The sequence below is a fragment of the Mycolicibacterium hodleri genome, assembly GCF_025822245.1.
GTDB lineage: Bacteria > Actinomycetota > Actinomycetes > Mycobacteriales > Mycobacteriaceae > Mycobacterium > Mycobacterium hodleri.
In genome coordinates this window covers 166,094-181,391 of record NZ_JACKTL010000043.1, presented here as the reverse complement: position 1 = coordinate 181,391, position 15,298 = coordinate 166,094, and the positions used below count along the sequence as shown (strand labels likewise).

The 15,298-nt window shown below is 68.7% G+C and carries 16 protein-coding genes; 5 read left to right on the top strand and 11 right to left on the bottom strand.

The annotated features are described in order from the left end of the window. Positions 1–61: 61 nt before the first annotated feature. Positions 62–667 carry an NlpC/P60 family peptidoglycan-binding protein RipD gene (gene ripD / locus H7J06_RS19225; RefSeq protein ID WP_264040624.1) on the bottom strand — a complete coding sequence of 202 codons (606 nt, stop codon included), beginning with the start codon at positions 665–667 and terminating at the stop codon, positions 62–64. Positions 668–810: 143 nt separating this feature from the next. On the opposite strand from ripD, the gene tenA reads away from it, so the two are divergent. Next, a complete protein-coding gene (gene tenA / locus H7J06_RS19220) occupies positions 811–1,485 on the top strand; it encodes a thiaminase II (RefSeq protein WP_264040623.1) in 675 nt (224 codons plus the stop codon). Positions 1,486–1,549: 64 nt separating this feature from the next. Beyond that, positions 1,550–2,491, top strand: coding sequence for a R2-like ligand-binding oxidase (locus H7J06_RS19215; RefSeq protein ID WP_264040621.1), 942 nt, complete (start codon positions 1,550–1,552; stop codon positions 2,489–2,491). A gap of 16 nt (positions 2,492–2,507) precedes the next feature. On the opposite strand, the gene tpx is transcribed toward H7J06_RS19215, so the two are convergent. The 6 genes from tpx to H7J06_RS19185 all read right to left on the bottom strand — a co-directional run bounded on the left by tpx (position 2,508) and on the right by H7J06_RS19185 (position 8,630). After that, on the bottom strand, positions 2,508–3,002 hold the full coding sequence (gene tpx, locus H7J06_RS19210) for a thiol peroxidase (protein ID WP_264040620.1): 495 nt from the start codon (positions 3,000–3,002) through the stop codon (positions 2,508–2,510). 67 nt (positions 3,003–3,069) lie between these two features. Then, positions 3,070–4,086 (bottom strand): NAD(P)/FAD-dependent oxidoreductase, encoded by a 1,017-nt coding sequence (locus H7J06_RS19205; RefSeq protein WP_264040619.1) that lies wholly within the window; start codon positions 4,084–4,086, stop codon positions 3,070–3,072. Then, a complete protein-coding gene (locus H7J06_RS19200) occupies positions 4,083–4,592 on the bottom strand; it encodes an isoprenylcysteine carboxyl methyltransferase family protein (RefSeq protein WP_264040618.1) in 510 nt (169 codons plus the stop codon). Before H7J06_RS19200 ends, H7J06_RS19205 begins: the two co-directional genes overlap by 4 nt. Before the next feature lie 4 nt (positions 4,593–4,596). Continuing rightward, a complete protein-coding gene (locus tag H7J06_RS19195; protein WP_264040617.1) occupies positions 4,597–5,703 on the bottom strand; it encodes a type III polyketide synthase in 1,107 nt (368 codons plus the stop codon). Next, a complete protein-coding gene (locus H7J06_RS19190; protein ID WP_372515350.1) occupies positions 5,672–8,002 on the bottom strand; it encodes an MMPL family transporter in 2,331 nt (776 codons plus the stop codon). The genes H7J06_RS19195 and H7J06_RS19190 overlap by 32 nt, the downstream gene beginning before the upstream one ends. A gap of 154 nt (positions 8,003–8,156) precedes the next feature. Beyond that, positions 8,157–8,630: a hypothetical protein gene (locus tag H7J06_RS19185; RefSeq protein ID WP_264040616.1), complete on the bottom strand. Its 474-nt coding sequence runs from the start codon at positions 8,628–8,630 to the stop codon at positions 8,157–8,159. Positions 8,631–8,695: 65 nt separating this feature from the next. On the opposite strand from H7J06_RS19185, the gene H7J06_RS19180 reads away from it, so the two are divergent. After that, a complete protein-coding gene (locus H7J06_RS19180; protein WP_264040615.1) occupies positions 8,696–9,136 on the top strand; it encodes an SRPBCC family protein in 441 nt (146 codons plus the stop codon). Here the strand turns inward: H7J06_RS19180 and H7J06_RS19175 are convergent. Beyond that, positions 9,133–10,539, bottom strand: coding sequence for an amino acid permease (locus H7J06_RS19175; protein WP_264040614.1), 1,407 nt, complete (start codon positions 10,537–10,539; stop codon positions 9,133–9,135). The genes H7J06_RS19180 and H7J06_RS19175 overlap by 4 nt on opposite strands. A 288-nt stretch (positions 10,540–10,827) precedes the next feature. On the opposite strand from H7J06_RS19175, the gene H7J06_RS19170 reads away from it, so the two are divergent. Further along, complete coding sequence (locus H7J06_RS19170) at positions 10,828–11,499, top strand: cutinase family protein (protein WP_264040862.1); 672 nt, start codon at positions 10,828–10,830, stop codon at positions 11,497–11,499. Here the strand turns inward: H7J06_RS19170 and H7J06_RS19165 are convergent. From H7J06_RS19165 to H7J06_RS19155, 3 genes are read right to left on the bottom strand one after another with little or no spacing between them, the layout of a single operon-like run. Then, positions 11,496–12,434: an enolase C-terminal domain-like protein gene (locus H7J06_RS19165; RefSeq protein ID WP_264040612.1), complete on the bottom strand. Its 939-nt coding sequence runs from the start codon at positions 12,432–12,434 to the stop codon at positions 11,496–11,498. The genes H7J06_RS19170 and H7J06_RS19165 overlap by 4 nt on opposite strands. A 42-nt stretch (positions 12,435–12,476) precedes the next feature. Then, entirely contained in the window at positions 12,477–13,274 is a 798-nt protein-coding gene (locus tag H7J06_RS19160) for a hypothetical protein (RefSeq protein WP_264040611.1), read from the bottom strand. Between the two features lie 59 nt (positions 13,275–13,333). Beyond that, positions 13,334–14,644 carry an ammonium transporter gene (locus H7J06_RS19155; RefSeq protein WP_264040610.1) on the bottom strand — a complete coding sequence of 437 codons (1,311 nt, stop codon included), beginning with the start codon at positions 14,642–14,644 and terminating at the stop codon, positions 13,334–13,336. Positions 14,645–14,779: 135 nt separating this feature from the next. Between H7J06_RS19155 and H7J06_RS19150 the strand changes: the two genes are divergently transcribed. Next, a complete protein-coding gene (locus tag H7J06_RS19150; RefSeq protein WP_264040609.1) occupies positions 14,780–15,223 on the top strand; it encodes a Fur family transcriptional regulator in 444 nt (147 codons plus the stop codon). The last annotated feature ends 75 nt before the right edge of the window (positions 15,224–15,298 follow it).

The window sequence follows — 15,298 nt, the reverse complement described above, 5'->3', positions numbered from 1 at the left end:
CACGGGCCCCGTATCGCGTTGCCAGCCCGTGTCGCAGTTGGTCAGGGGAGGTCGAGCCGTGTCAGGCGATGATGCGTCCGAGGTACGGGGTCATGTTGGCGGTGCGGACCGGTGAGACCTTGATGCCGGTGTCGGTGGCCTCCAACATCTGACCGTTGCCCACGAACAGCGCCACGCTCTGCGTACCGTCGGGACCGAAGAAGATCAGGTCGCCGGGCAGCGCCTGGCTCGGCGCGACCTTCTGGGCGACCTGGTACTGCTCACCCGAGGACCGCGGCAACTTGATGCCCGCCCCGGCGAAGGCGTAGACGACGATGCCCGAGGCGTCGAAGCCGACGACGGTGGGCGCGGGCGTGGGAGCCGGCGCCGCGCCCAGGATCGTCGAACCCGGAACGGTGCCGAAGATGCCGCCCGGATCGGTGCCGGGGGTGTTGGCGCGCTGTTCGGTCGCGAGCCCGTCGGTGGTCGGGCCCCTGCCGAGAGTGGGACCGTTGGCGTCGCCACCGCCGTAGGCGAACGGAACCCCAACCTGTGAGAGAGCGCGCTTGATCACGAAGTCGACGGCCTGCTGGTTGCGCGCGGGCCGCTGATAGGGGTCGGCCGACGCGAGTCCCGGCGTCGCCACCAACACGGCGAAGCTGATCACGAAGGCGAAAATGCGTCTCATCGGGGTTCCATCTCTCTGCAATGTCGGGGCGACAATTCACTTCTACTACCCCGTAACGCTCCCAGCCCAATTGCCGAGTGGCCCAACGCCAATGAGCCGCCATACTGTGACCGAACGGTGACGCCCGGGTAAGTTCGGCAACCATGAACACGCATACCGAAACGTGGTCGCAACGGCTGTGGCGCGAGATCGAGCCGACGTTCGCGGCGATCCTGGCCCACCCCTTCGTCACCGGATTGACCGACGGGACCCTGGACACCGACGTGTTCGCCCATTACCTCGCGCAAGACGTGCACTACTTGCGCGACTACGCCCGTGCGTTGGCCGTCGTCGGCGCCAAGGCACCCACCCTGACCGACACGGCGATGTTCGCCCGGCATGCCGCCGACGTGCTCGACGTCGAACTCGGCCTGCATGGCACCCTGCTGCCCGCGCTCGGGATGCCCGCCTCGGCGATCGACGACGACGTCATGCCCACCACGCGGGCGTACACCAGTTATCTGTTGGCCACCGCCTACGGCGGAGGTTTCGCCGAGGGGCTGGCCGCGATCCTGCCGTGCTACTGGATCTACGAACGCGTCGGCGCCGCCCTGATCGAGCGCGGCTCGTCGGACGCCCGCTACCAGAGCTGGATCGACAGTTACGGCGGAGAGGACTTCGCCGCGGCCGTCGCGCAGGTGCTGACGCTGACCGACCAGGTCGGCGCGACCCTCAACCCGGCGGAGGAGGCCCTCGCCAGGGCGCACTTCGCGACCACCGCGCGCTATGAATGGATGTTCTTCGACGCCGCCCACCGCCGAGAGCAATGGCCCCTCTGAGATTCGGCGAAGACGATGTGCGGGTTCGCCTGAATCGTCGCGCGAGACGGAGGACCATTCACCCATGACGCGCACACGACTCGGCTCACTGGTCGACGGCGGACTCAACTGGGACAGTCTGCCGCTGAAGCTGTTCGCCGGCGGCAATGCCAAGTTCTGGGACCCGGCCGACATCGACTTCTCCCAGGACCGCCGGGACTGGCAGGCGCTCTCGGACGTCGAACGCGACTGGGCCACCCGGCTGTGCGCGGAGTTCATCGCCGGCGAGGAGGCCGTCACCGAGGACATCCAGCCGTTCATGACGGCGATGCGGGCCGAGGGACGCCTCGGCGACGAGATGTACCTCACCCAGTTCGCGTTCGAGGAGGCCAAGCACACGCAGGTGTTCCGCCTCTGGCTCGACGCCGTGGGCATCACCGAGGACCTGCACCACTATCTCGACGACCTGCCCGCCTACCGCACGATCTTCTACGAGGAGTTGCCGCGGTCGCTCGAGACGCTGTCCTCGGATCCGTCCCCCGCCGCTCAGGTGCGCGCGTCGGCGACCTACAACCACGTCATCGAGGGGATGATGGCGCTCACGGGATACTATGCGTGGCACAAGATTTGCGTGAGCCGAGGGATCCTGCCGGGCATGCAGGAACTGGTCAGGCGCATCGGCGACGACGAGCGGCGCCACATGGCGTGGGGCACGTTCACCTGTCGGCGCCACGTCGCCGCCGACGACGCCAACTGGGCGGTGTTCGAGGGGCGGATGAACGAACTCATCCCCCTGGCACTGGCGAACACCGAGGAGGCGTTCGCACTCTACGACGAGATCCCGTTCGGCCTCGACAAGGACGAGTTCCTGCAGTACGCCACGGACAAGGGGATGCGACGGTTCGGAACCATCGGCAGTGCCCGCGGCCGCCCCGTCGGCGAGATCGACCTCGACTACTCGCCGCTACAGCTCGAGGAGACGTTCGCCGACGAGGACCACGCGGTCCTCGCCGCCGCCTCCGTCTAGGTGAGCTACGTCCGAATCAGCCCAGCGCCGCCAGGGCCGCGTCGTAGTTCGGCTCCTGCGCGATCTCGGGCACCAGCTCGGTGTAGGTGACGTTGCCGTCCGCGCCGATCACCACGACGGCCCGGCCGAGCAGTCCGGCGAAGGCTCCGTCGGCGATGGTGACGCCGTAGTCAGCACCGAAGCTGTCCCGGAAGCCGGAGGCCGTGGTGACGTTCTCGATGTCCTCGGCGCCGCAGAAGCGCTTCTGCGCGAACGGCAGGTCGTTGGACACGCACAGCACCGCCACACCGGCCGCGGCGGCGCGCTCGTTGAACGTCCGTACGCTCGCGGCGCAGACGGGAGTGTCCACCGACGGAAAGATGTTCAGCAGCAACGGCTTACCGCTGAACTGCTCGTCAGTCACGGCACTCATGTCGTTGCCGGTCAAGCTGAATCCGGGCGCGGGCGATCCGACCGCGGGAAGCTCGCCGACCGTGTTGATGGGATTTCCGCCTAGCGTTATCTGTGCCATGGGGACAGTCTGCCAAGTCCGGCGCGAACCCGTGGGGTTGGGTAGGCGCTCGGCGGCATCACCCCGGTCAGTACGCGAGCTGGTTGACCGCCATGGCGAACACGCGCGGCAGGGCCGTCGCCGCGGGCACGATGCGCGCCCTGACGGGCCCGACGCCGCCGGCGCGCACCAGCCCCGCCGTCAGCAGCCGGTAGCGCCGCGTCACCCGCCGCCACCGTCGGTCGTAGTCACCGGGCCGGTCGGCCACCACACAGTCCACCAATTCCCGTGCGGCACCGAAGGCGAGCCCCATTCCCTCACCCGTCAGCGCGTCGACGTAGCCGGCCGCGTCGCCCACCAGCATCACCCGGCCCGCCGTCTGGCTGCGGGCGGTCTGGCGCAGCGGCCCCGCCGCCCGGTCGGACCCATGGGCGTGGCCGAGCACCCGCTCCCGCAACGTCGGGAATTCCTCGAAGTGGCTGTCGAATCCGCCGCGGGTGGAACTGAGGATCGCGATGCCGACGCAGTCGTCAGCCACCGGTGTCACGTAGGCCTCGGCGCCGGCGGACCAATGCACCTCGACGGAGTCCGTCCACGGCGCAATCTCGACGTGACGTCGGATCCCCCACCGGCGCGGCCCCGGGCTCGCCGCGTCCAGGCCGAGGGCTCGTCGGATGGGCGAGTGCAACCCGTCGGCCGCCGCCAGATACCGGGCCTCGAGATTCCCGACGCGGACCGACGAGTCGTCCTGCGTCACCGGACCCACGTCCTCGTGGACGAACCGCACCCCGGCGTCGTCGGCAGCATCCCGCAGGGCGGCGTGCAGCACGGTCCTGCGCACGCCACGCCCGTGGCCCGCCCGGAAGGTCGCGTCGACCTGGCGGCCGCCACCGAAGTAGCTGATCCCCCGGAGTTCGCGCCCCTTGGGGTCGACACCGAGATGCGCCAGGTGCGCCAGCGTGTGCGGCATCATGCCCTCGCCGCAGGCCTTGTCGAGATCGCCGCGGCGCCGCTCCACCACCACGACCTCCAGCCCGGCCCGGGCGGCGTACAGCGCCGTGGCCAGCCCGGCGGGGCCGCCCCCGCCGACCAGCAAATCGATCACGACAGGCTCGCCAGCGCGGTGTTCTCCACCTTGATCCGCGTCCGCAGCAGCGCCGCGTTGAGGACGGTGAAGACCACCGCGGTGATCCAGGACCCGTGCACCAGCGGCAGTGCGACGCCCTCCACCACGACCGCCACGTAGTTGGGGTGCGGGATCAGGCGATACGGGCCGCCGGTGACGCGGTCGGCTCCCGGGACCACGATCACCCGGGTGTTCCACTGCGACCCCAGGGTGGTGATGCACCACCACCGCAACACCTGGGCCGCAACCACGACGGCCAGCATCGGCCACCCCAGCGCGGGGATGAACGGCCGATGCAGAACCAGCGGCTCGACCAGGCACCCCACCAAGAGTCCGACGTGCAGGACGACCATCACGGGATAGTGCTCGGCCCCGAACTCGGTGCCGCCCCTGGCCTTGCTCCAGGCCCAATTGCGGTTGGAGACGACGAGTTCGGCTATCCGCTCGAGCGCGATGACGACGATCAGAAGTACGTACCACGTCATCGCGTCACCGCCACCGGAGCAGGACGAGCTCCGAGCAGAAGCCCGGACCCATGGCCATCATCAGACCGGAGGTACCCGGCTCGGGCCGTTTGGCGATGGTGTCGCGCAGCACGTGGAGTACCGACGCCGAGGACAGGTTGCCCACCTCCGCCAGTGAGCGCCACGTCAGCTCCAGCGCGTCGTCGGAGAGGCCCAGGGTGGCGGTGATGGCCTCGATGACCTTGGGGCCGCCGGGGTGGCTCACCCACGTGCCGATGTCGTCGATCGTCTTGTCATGTGCGGCAAGGAAGTTGGTGACGTCGTCCCCGAGGTAACGTTCGACCACCTGCGGGACGTCGGGCGAGAGCACCAGGCGGAAACCGCTGGAGTCGACGTCCCACCCCATCGTGCGTTGCGAGTCGGGATACAGGTGACTGCGCGAGTCGACCACCTCCGGACCGGACGGTGTCATGCCCTCCGCGCGGCGGTCGCCCACGGCGACGACGGCGGCTGCTCCGTCGCCGAACAAACTGCTGCCCACGACGGTCGCCATCGACGGATCGCGCTTGGGCACCAGCGAGCACAGCTCCACCGCGACCAGGACGGCGACGGCGTCGGGTGCGCCACGAAGGTAGTCGTGCAGGCGCGCCACGCCTGCCGCCCCTGCGACGCAGCCCAGGCCGAACATCGGCACCCGTCGGACGTCGGGCCGAAGGCCGATGCGGGCGGCGATGCGGGCCTCGAGTGTCGGGACCGCGAGGCCGGTGACAGTCGTCGAGTAGATGACGTCGACGTCCGACGGCTGCAGGCCGGCGTCCTCGAGCGCTCCCAGCACCGCGGCACACCCGAGCTCGACGGCATGTTCGATGAAGACGTCGTTGGCCTTGCCGAAGTCGTCGAGCGCGGCGTACTCCTCCAGAGGCAGGACCATGTGTCTGCCGTCGACCTTCGCGCTGCGATGCAGCTTTCTGATGGGCTCGGCGTATTCCGCATAACCGGGAATGGCCAACAGCGCCTCGGTCACCTCGGCCTGCGTGTAGCGGTTGGGTGGGAGCTCTCCCCGTACGGCGGCGATCACAGTCATGGCGCCCTCCTTCTTCCTAGATACGACACCCGGGACCGAATGGTTCACGGGTTTGGTGATCGGAGCTGGCGACGGTGGTCGCTCCGGTGTGCCTGGGTGAGTGCGACGCCGCGGCGCCGTCGCCGTCGTCGAGTCCGAAGCGGTCGTGCAGCCGGGTCAGCCATCGCGGCGCCCACCAGTTCCACGCCCCCATCACGCGCATGAAGGCCGGCATCAACACCATCCGCACCAGAGTCGCGTCGGCGAGGACGGCGAGGGTGAGACCCAGCCCGAACATCCGCATGAAGGACACCTCGGCGGCGACGAGCGCGGCGAACGAGATGGACATGACGACCGCCGCGGCGGTGACGACCCGGCCGGTGCGGGCGATGCCGAGGGCCACGCTCTCGTCGCTCCTGGCCCGCGCGGTTCCCTCGGCTCGAGTGTCACCGGTGCCGCCCGACGCCAGCCAGAACTCGCGAATGCGCGACACGAGGAACACCTCGTAGTCCATCGACAGGCCAAAGGCGATGCAGAACAACAACACGGGGATGTTGGCGACGAGGGTGCCGGTGGTGGTCGTGCCGAGGCCGCCGAGGTGCCCGTCCTGAAAGATCCACACCATCGCACCGAAGGCGGCCGTCAGCGACAATGCGTTGAGCAGCAACGCCTTCAGCGGAATCGCGACACTGCCGGTGAGCAAGAACAGCACCACGAACATGATCGCCGCGATGAGTCCCAGTACCAGGGGAAGCCGAGACGTGATGGCGTGCACGCTGTCGGCGTTGACCTGGGCGGTGCCGGTGAACAGCACTTCGTGGCCGCCTGGGCCGCTCACCGCGTGCAAGTGGTCCAGCTGAGCCTGGGAACGGTCGGAGAACAGCGGCGCCGAGCTGAACACGGTCAGGAAGGCGCTCCCGTCGACCTGAGTCGGTGGCGTCACGGCGGTCACGTCCGGCACGCGGGCAAGGTCGGCGGCGTAGCGGGTGAACTCGCGGGGAGCGAGGTCCTCCGCCTCGGGTATGACGACGGTGACCGCGGTGGCCGAGTCGTCGGCGAACTCGTCGCGCAGTTGATCGCCGACCTGGTGCGCCGACGCCGACGGCGGCAGCACCCTGTCGTCGGGGAAGCCCCACTTGACCCCGAGGAAGGGTGCGCCGAGCAGCAGCATGACCCCGACGACGGCGACGGCGATAGGCACGGCGTGTCGCATCACCGCCTTGGTCCATCGATACAGGAACGGCTGCGCGACGGGGCGGTGTGCCGCGACGGAGCGTCGGAACGGCCCGCGAATCCTCAAAGCGTCCAGTCGATCTCCGAGCAACACGATCACCGCGGGGGTGACGACGAGGGCGGCTACCGCGGCGAAGGCGACGGTCGCGACTCCCGCGTAGGCAAACGACTTGAGGAAGTGCATCGGGAACAGGGCCATCATGGCCATCGACAGCGCGACGATGGTCGCCGAGAACAGCACCGTGCGGCCTGCCGTCCCCATGGTCCGCACCAGCGCCTCGTCGCGGGGCGAACCGTCGGCGAGCTCGTCGCGGTACCGGCTGATCATCAACAGCGTGTAGTCGATGGCGAGCGCCAAACCCAGTGCGGCACTGAGGTTCAGAGCGAAGATCGACACGTCGGTGAAGAGGGTCACGCCACGAAGCACGGCGAGCGCGCCGAGAACCGCCATGGCGCCGACGGCAATCGGGACCGCGGCCGCCAGCAGTCCGCCGAACACCCACACCAGCACGAGGAAGCTCAACGGTATCGCCAGCGACTCCATCACCATCAGGTCGTGTTGCGACTGTCCGGTGATCTGCACGTTGAGCATTGCCGCTCCGCCGGATCGGACGGTGACGCCGTCGCGGTCGTGGGCGAGTAGATCCGACAGCGCCTTGGCGTTCGCCTGGGCGGCGTTGCCGTCACCCGACACTCCGGCGACGACCAGACCGGACCGCCGATCCTCACTGACCAGTCCGGCGGTCGCCCCCGCGGGCGCCGTCCACGCCGACGCCACGGTGGTCACGTCGGGCGAGCGCTTGAGTTGGTCGACGATGCCTAGGCCGGTGGCGCGCGCGGCGTCGCTGCCGTACCCGCGGGGGTCGGAGACGACGAAGATCATCTGCACGTCGCCCTGACCGAACGTGTCGGTCAGCAGCGCCGTGGCCTTCGCCGACTCGGACGTCGGGTCCTCGAAACCGCAGGCGCACAGCGTGTTGGCAACCGGTATGCCGACGATGGCGGCGGCGATCGTCACCACCGCCGCGATCGTGACGACGCGACGCGGGGCGGCGATGGCCATGCGGGCGATCTCGTGCAGGAACGAACGTCCCGAGCTCGGTTGCGTCACGGTCGACTCCTCACGGTGCACCATGTCAACGACTGATGACTTGTGACCGTAGGTGACGCCGGGGGCTATGTCAACAACTGGTGACTTGTCCGGTCTCGCGGGTGTGCCGGCACGCGAAGACCCCCGAGGCGATCGACGATCGCGCTCGGGGGTCTCGGGGAACTAGCAGCGGGTGTGGTTACCCCGCGTTGGCGCAGAAGTTGGGTACGCAGAAGTTCGCACCACCGCGATCGGCGCTGGCACTCCCGCCGGGCACGTACACGCTGGCGCCACCGGGATTGGTCGACGCTCCTGCGCCGGGCACGGTGGCCGCGGTTCCGTCGGGTCCGGCCTGGACGCCCGCACCTGGCACCACCGCTCCGGCCCCGTCGGGTCCCGCTTGCGCCCCGGCACCGGGAACGGTCGCACCCGCACCGTCGGGGCCCGCGGTGGCTCCGGTGCCAGGCGCCAAGGCCGACGCACCATCGGGCCCAGCCGTCGCCCCGGTGCCCGGTGCACCGGCGGCGGCGCCGTCGGGACCCGCGACAGCGCAGGCCGGCGTGCCTTCGACACCGCACGGCGGCGGCGGGTTGGCTCCGGCCAGGGGGGCGAACGCAATCGCCGACATTCCGGCGCCGGCAACGATGATCTGAGTCAGGAAGTGCTTTCTCATGGCGGCTGGGTACCACCGGGCAATGTGGCCGAAACATTCGTCCGGATGTGAGCTACGTTTCCCTCGTGGCCGTCAACGAATCGCGTGAAATCACCATCGAGGCAACACCGGAGGAGATCCTCGAGGTGTTGCTCGACATCGAAACCCTGCCGGAATGGTCGCCGGCCCATCAGGAGGTCGAGGTGCTCGAACGCGACGCGGACGGCCGACCGAGCCGGACCCGCCAGGTGGTCAAGATCGTCGGCGTCAGTGACGAACAGGAGCTCGCCCACGTCGTCCATCCCGACGGTGTCGGGTGGTCGTTGATCAGCGCGCAACAGCAACGGGCGCAAGAGGCGCGCTACACCCTGACGCCCGTCGGCGACTCCACCCACGTCAGGTTCGACATCACGGTCGACCCGATCGTCCCCCTACCCTCGTTCCTGATCAAACGTGGCGCGAAGGGCCTTCTGGAGACCGCCACGGACGGCCTGCGTGCCCGGGTGTTGAAGGTCAAGAGGGGTTAGAGCCGGGAGTCCGACATCCGGTGACCACGGCGCCGGTGCACGACGACTCCCGCACCGACGATGAACACGGCAGAGATCAGGGACAGGAAGATCGCCGACTGCTGGTCGGGATCGAATGCCATGAGCACCAACACCGCGACGATGGCCACCATCACGACGACCGTCAGGTAGGGGAACAGCCACATCTTGACCGGCGCCTCCTCGCCCTTGGCCCGCATGGCGCGGCCCAGGACGAACTGGCTGGCCGCGATGGCCAGGTAGACGAACAGGGCGATCGCGCCACTGGTCGCCAGCAGGTAGGCGAAGATCTTCTCCGGTAGCAGGTAGTTGCCGACGACGGCCAGAAACCCCACCACCATCGACGCCAGCACCGCGACCCACGGAACGCCGTTGCCGGTCAACTTGCGCACGACTCGGGGCGCGTCCCTGCGATCACCAAGCGAGAACAACATCCGAGACGCGGTGTACAGCGCCGAGTTCAGGCACGACGCCACCGCTGTCAGGATGACCAGGTCCATGATGATCTTCGAACCCGGGATCCCGATCGCCTCCAGAGTGGTTTGGTACGAACCGTTGTCGAGCTTGTCGTAGGGCATCAGGGCGACGATCACGAAGATGGAACCAATGTAGAACAACGAGATTCGCCAGATCACCGAGTTCACGGCCTTGCTGATGCCGGTGGTCGGGTCGGGCGACTCGGCGGCCGCGATGGTGACGATCTCGGTACCCATGAAGGAGAACATCGTGACGAGCATTCCGGCGATGACGGCCCCAAACCCGTTGGGCATGAACCCGTCTGGCTGCCACAGTTGGTGGATCCCGCTGACCTGGGAGTCGGGGATGATCCCGAAGATCGCCGCAACGCCGATGCCGATGAACGCGATGATCGCGACGACCTTGATGAGGGCAAACCAGAACTCGAATTCACCGTAGTTGCCGACGCTGATGAGGTTGGTCACGGTCAAGAGGAGCGTGACCGCAAGCGCCCACACCCATTGGGGTGCGCCGATCAGATCCGACAGGATGGCCGCCGCCGCGGTGGCCTCGACGGGGATGACCAGGACCCAGAACCACCAGTACAGCCAGCCGACGGAGAAGCCCGCCCAGCCACCCAGCGCCCGGTCCGAGTACACCGAGAACGAACCGGTGTCGGGATTGGCCGTCGCCATCTCCCCCAGCATCCGCATCACCAACACGACGAGGGTGCCCGCCAGGAAGTAGGAGATGAGGACCGCTGGCCCAGCCTCCTTGATGGCGTTGGCCGAGCCCACGAAGAGGCCGGCGCCGATGACGCCGGCAATCGAGATCATGGTGATGTGGCGTGGCTTGAGACTGGTGCCGAGGGTGCCGTCCGGTGAGTCCGGGCGTGCGGTCTGGTCTTCGGCGGAAGCACGGTCGGTCATCGGAGCGCCACCCTTCTGTGTACCGGGTGTTCGACGCGGACCCGGAGACGCTGTGGGGTGCCCACGGCGCACGCAAACGAAACAACGCGCTTCGCCAAGCGCCACCTGAACATCCGACGCCGAACCGGTACCGAACACCGCCGGCTGCGAACCGCCTGGGAACTCAGGTGCACGATATTCTGTTGTCAGAGTGACGGGAGTGAATATTGGGTATGAGCTGAGGGATTCTCGGACTCAACCCACCTAGGTCAAGGAGCGGCCGTGTACGTGCAAGGGACCTCGCGGGCGATGCGCGCGGTGGCCGTGGTCGCCGCGGCCGTCGCACTGGCGACCACGACGGCCGCCAGCACGCTGATCACCGCGCCGACCGCCGCGGCCGCCGACGACTGCCCCGACGTCGAGGTGGTGTTCGCCCGTGGCACCGACGAGCCCCCGGGCATCGGCGTCGTCGGTCAGGCCCTGGTGGATTCCCTCAAACCGCTGGTCAAGGGCAAGTCGATCCGTTCCTACGCCGTGAAGTACCCGGCGTCCTACGACTTCCTCGGGGTCGCCGACGGTGCCAACGACGCCAGCGCCCATGCGCAGGCGACCGCCAAGAGTTGCCCGAAGACCAAGATCGTCCTTGGCGGCTACTCGCAAGGTGCGGCGGTCATGGACGTCGTCACCACGTCCCCCATCACCGGCCTCGGCTTCAAGGCTCCGTTGCCGGCGGCGATGGCCGACCACATCAGCGCCGTCGCCGTCTTCGGCAACCCGTCGGCGCGCCTCGGTCAGCCCTTGACGACGCTGAGCGCCCTCTACGGGCCCAAGACCGCCGACATGTGCAACACCAACGACCCGATCTGCTCCCTGGGCAAGGACTTCACCTCACACGTGCGATATCCGCAGTCCGGACTGGTCAAGAAGGCCGCCCAGTGGATCGCCGACAACCACTTGAACGCCAAGCCGACCTCCACCTAGGTGGAGATGGCCCGCGCCGACCGCAATCGCCGGCGCCACCGCTCGACGTGGTCGGCGTCGGTGACCGCGAATCGCTGCAACAGCTCGGCCGCAGGCGCTGCGGGCGTGGGCGCGACGGGCAGATGACCGTCCACGGGGCGCAACGACCGACCGGGCACGACGAGGTCGCCGCCCAGCAGGGACACCGTGCCGAGCGCACAGTCGTACGGCAGCTCGGGAAGCGCGCCCGCGAGCGCGAGGCCGGCGGCCAGCCCGATGCTCGTCTCCCCGGACGACGCGACCACGCACGGCAGGTCGAGCCGTTCGGCGACGCGCAGCGCCCGTCGCACGCCGCCGAGTGGACCGCTGCGAAGGATCACCACGTCGACCGCCTCGGCGCACGACGCCTCGGCGGCGATCGGAACGTCGACCCGGCTGCGCACCGCGGCCAGCTCCGTGGTGCCCCGGCAGGGGCGGGCGACGAACTCGACGTCCCCGGCCGCCTCCGCGAGGACCGCGATGGCGCGCACCGCGTCCTCGACGTTCCATGATCCGTTGGCGCTCAAGCGAATTCGTCCGGAGGGGCCGAGCGCGGCACGGACCGCCGCGACGCGCTCTGCGTCATCGGTCAGCTCACCCGGCGTCGTCGCGACGGTGACGTCGGCCGTACGACAGCCCGACCCGTCCACGGTGCGGCGCGCGGACCCGGGGTCGACCGCGCCGACCGTCACGGCGATCGGAATCCGGCCCCGCCGCGGATCGGGCCAGCCGACGGTGCCCCCCTCGACGGCGGCGGTGAGCCATCTCGACGCCTCGCCGTCGTCGCAACCCGGTGGTGGGCTGAACTCGCCCCATCCCTGCGGGCCCTCGATCAACATGCCCTCGTGCACGCCGGTGCCGTCGGCCAAGGGGACGCCGAAGATCGGCGCGGCGTCGAAGTCGATCATCGCCTTCATTGGGGACAAGCTAACGGACCGTCATCGGGCGGCATCGATCTGTCAGCCGAAGAACCCGTGCGACCCCGACCGCCCGGGGGTCGCACGGCCGCGGTCCGTCTGGCGCGGCGGCGGCGGAGGGGCCGCGCTCAACGGCGCTCGCGTCACGTTCGTCTGCGGCTTCTTCGGCGTGTCGGTCTGGTAGCCCGGCGAATACTGCCGCGTGACGACCGGCGGGGTCATCTCCTCAGCCGTCGGCGGTGGCGGCGGAAGTACCGGTGGTGGCGGCAGTGGAGCGACCGACGCGGCGGCGGGCGCCGACGTCGACGGGGCCGTCCGCGCGGCGGATTCGCTCGGCGGCACCGGTGCCGGCTGGTCGCCGGCGGGGCTGCGCAGGATGAGGACGACGCCGACGACGGCCGCCACGCCGAGCAGGATGGCGACGGCGAGCATCACCGCCCGCGGGCGACGTTTCCGGTCGGTCGACGACGACTTGAACTCCCAGGCGCCGCTGTCGGCGATGCGGGACTCGTACGAGGCGGTGGCGGAGGCGCCGACGACACCGTTGCGGCGCGCCGGGACGACGTTCAACGTTGCGGCCACGGATTCGGGTGCCGGACGGTGGTTCACCCGGGCGGGCGGTGGATCGTCGGGTTCGACTGGCTCGAGCAGGCTCGTGTCGCCGACGAACCAGCGGTCGGTGTCGGCCGCGGAATCGTCCTCGAGCGGGGGCGGGTACTCCTGACGAGGCGGTGGCGGAGCAGGCTGCGGCGGCGTTTCGTCGACGGGTAGTTCCGCGCCGAACCATCCGTCGTCGGGATCGTCGAATGCGTGTTCGGCGCCCAGATCCCGAACCGTCATCTGCCCATGCTACCCCGCTTGACGTGCTCGAAGAGCGCTCGTCCGAATGCGCTTGGGCGTCAGCCCTCCTCGAGACCCTCCTGCCGACGGGGCGGCCCGTCGTGGCCGAACGTCGGGGCTCGGCGCGCCGGGGAATGGCCGTGGACGCCTTCGGCATAGGCCGTTTCGGCGTGCTGGGTGAAGTCGATCCCGGTGGTCTCGTCCTCGGCACTGACCCGGAAGCCCATCAGACGGTCGATCACCGTGCCCAGCCCGTAGGACACCGCGAACGCGTAGGCGGCAACCACCACCGCGGCCAAGAGTTGTTTGCCGAGCTGGGTGAGCCCGCCCCCGTAGAACAGGCCTCTCGGGCCGCCGGTCATGACCTCGGTGGCCAGCAGACCGATCAGCAGCACCCCGACCACGCCGCCGACGAAGTGCACTCCGACGACGTCCAGCGAATCGTCGTAGCCGAATCGGAACTTGAACCCGATCGCGAACGAGCAGACGACACCGGCCGCAAGACCGACCAGGACGGCGCCGAGGGTGTTGACGGTGCCACAGGCGGGCGTGATCGCGACCAAACCCGCGACGACTCCGGAGGCGGCGCCAAACGTCGTCGGCCGGCCGTCGCGGATGCGCTCGACGGTGAGCCAGCCGAGCATGCCCAAGCACCCCGCCACCAGGGTGTTGAGGAAGATCGCCGCCGCCGTACCGTTGGCGGCCAGGGCCGAGCCCGCGTTGAACCCGAACCAGCCGAACCACAGCAGGCCGACGCCCAGCAGCACGAAGGGCAGGTTGTGCGGTCGCATCGCCTCCTTCTTGAAGCCGATGCGCGGTCCCAATACCAGCGCCAGCGCCAATGCCGAAGCGCCGGAGACGATCTCGACGACCAAGCCGCCGGCGTAGTCCAACGCGCCGAGCTTGAACAGCCAGCCGCCAGGTGACCACACCCAGTGCGCGACAACCGAATACACGACGATCGTCCAGATCGGCACGAAGACCATCCACGCCGAGAACCTCGCCCGGTCGGCGATCGCTCCGCTGACCAAGGCGGCGGTGATGATGGCGAAGGTCAGCTGGAACGTCGCGAACAGCAACTCGGGAACCGAGCCGTGCACGGTGGTGGGGTCGACACCCAACATCGCGACGTGCGTGAGATCGCCGACCAACCCGGCATGGCCCTCCCCCGAGAACGCCAAGGTATAGCCGAAGAGCAGCCACGACACCGTCACCAGTGGAATCGCGATGAAGCTCATCATGATCATGTTGAGGACGCCGGTGGTGCGCACCATGCCGCCGTAGAAGATCGCCAGACCTGGCGTCATGAGCAGGACCAGCGCGGTGCTGGCCAACAGCCAGGCGGTTGCGGCCGGATCGATCGAGTTCACGCGCACTCCTTGTCGAAGATTCGCCAGAGGTTAGCGAACCCCACGAGGCCGCCGACGAGGCAATCGCCGAAACGTCCCGGCGCGTCTTTGGCCATTTCTTGACCGATTCCAGAAAAGACGGGCATAGTGGTCCGCGTGACACCGTCGCCGAACTACCCGGAACAGCTACGCCAGGCTGGCCTCCGCGTAACCCGGCCTCGTGTCGCGGTACTCGGGGCGGTGGGCCAACACCCGCACGCCGACACGGAGACGATCTTCGACTCCGTTCGCAACGGTCTGCCCGAGGTCTCTCGCCAGACCGCGTACGACGTGTTGGCGGCCCTGACCACCGCGGGATTGGTGCGCCGGATTCAGCCATCCGGTTCCGTTGCCCGCTACGAGTCCCGGGTCGGCGACAACCATCACCATGTCGTGTGTCGGTCGTGCGGCGTCATCGCCGACGTCGACTGCGCCGTCGGTGACGCTCCCTGTCTGACCCCGTCCGACCGCAGCGGCACTCTCGAGGGCTTCTCCGTCGACGAGGCCGAGGTCGTCTATTGGGGACTGTGTCCCGAATGCTCCACCGCACCAACAGTTTGACCCGTTCCACGTCATCGCTGTCCCAAACGAAGGGGAACCCCGTGCCCGAAGGCAAGACTCCGAACGCCGAAGTCG

Bases quoted from the DNA above. Each gene is read 5' to 3' on its own strand.
- tpx (WP_264040620.1), bottom strand. From the start codon at position 3,002: ATGGCACAGATAACGCTAGGCGGAAATCCCATCAACACGGTCGGCGAG.
- tenA (WP_264040623.1), top strand. From the start codon at position 811: ATGAACACGCATACCGAAACGTGGTCGCAACGGCTGTGGCGCGAGATC.
- H7J06_RS19165 (WP_264040612.1), bottom strand. From the start codon at position 12,434: ATGAAGGCGATGATCGACTTCGACGCCGCGCCGATCTTCGGCGTCCCC.
- H7J06_RS19170 (WP_264040862.1), top strand. From the start codon at position 10,828: ATGCGCGCGGTGGCCGTGGTCGCCGCGGCCGTCGCACTGGCGACCACG.
- H7J06_RS19185 (WP_264040616.1), bottom strand. From the start codon at position 8,630: ATGAGAAAGCACTTCCTGACTCAGATCATCGTTGCCGGCGCCGGAATG.
- H7J06_RS19215 (WP_264040621.1), top strand. From the start codon at position 1,550: ATGACGCGCACACGACTCGGCTCACTGGTCGACGGCGGACTCAACTGG.
- H7J06_RS19160 (WP_264040611.1), bottom strand. From the start codon at position 13,274: ATGACGGTTCGGGATCTGGGCGCCGAACACGCATTCGACGATCCCGAC.
- ripD (WP_264040624.1), bottom strand. From the start codon at position 667: ATGAGACGCATTTTCGCCTTCGTGATCAGCTTCGCCGTGTTGGTGGCG.
- H7J06_RS19175 (WP_264040614.1), bottom strand. From the start codon at position 10,539: ATGACCGACCGTGCTTCCGCCGAAGACCAGACCGCACGCCCGGACTCA.
- H7J06_RS19200 (WP_264040618.1), bottom strand. From the start codon at position 4,592: ATGACGTGGTACGTACTTCTGATCGTCGTCATCGCGCTCGAGCGGATA.
- H7J06_RS19190 (WP_372515350.1), bottom strand. From the start codon at position 8,002: ATGGTGCACCGTGAGGAGTCGACCGTGACGCAACCGAGCTCGGGACGT.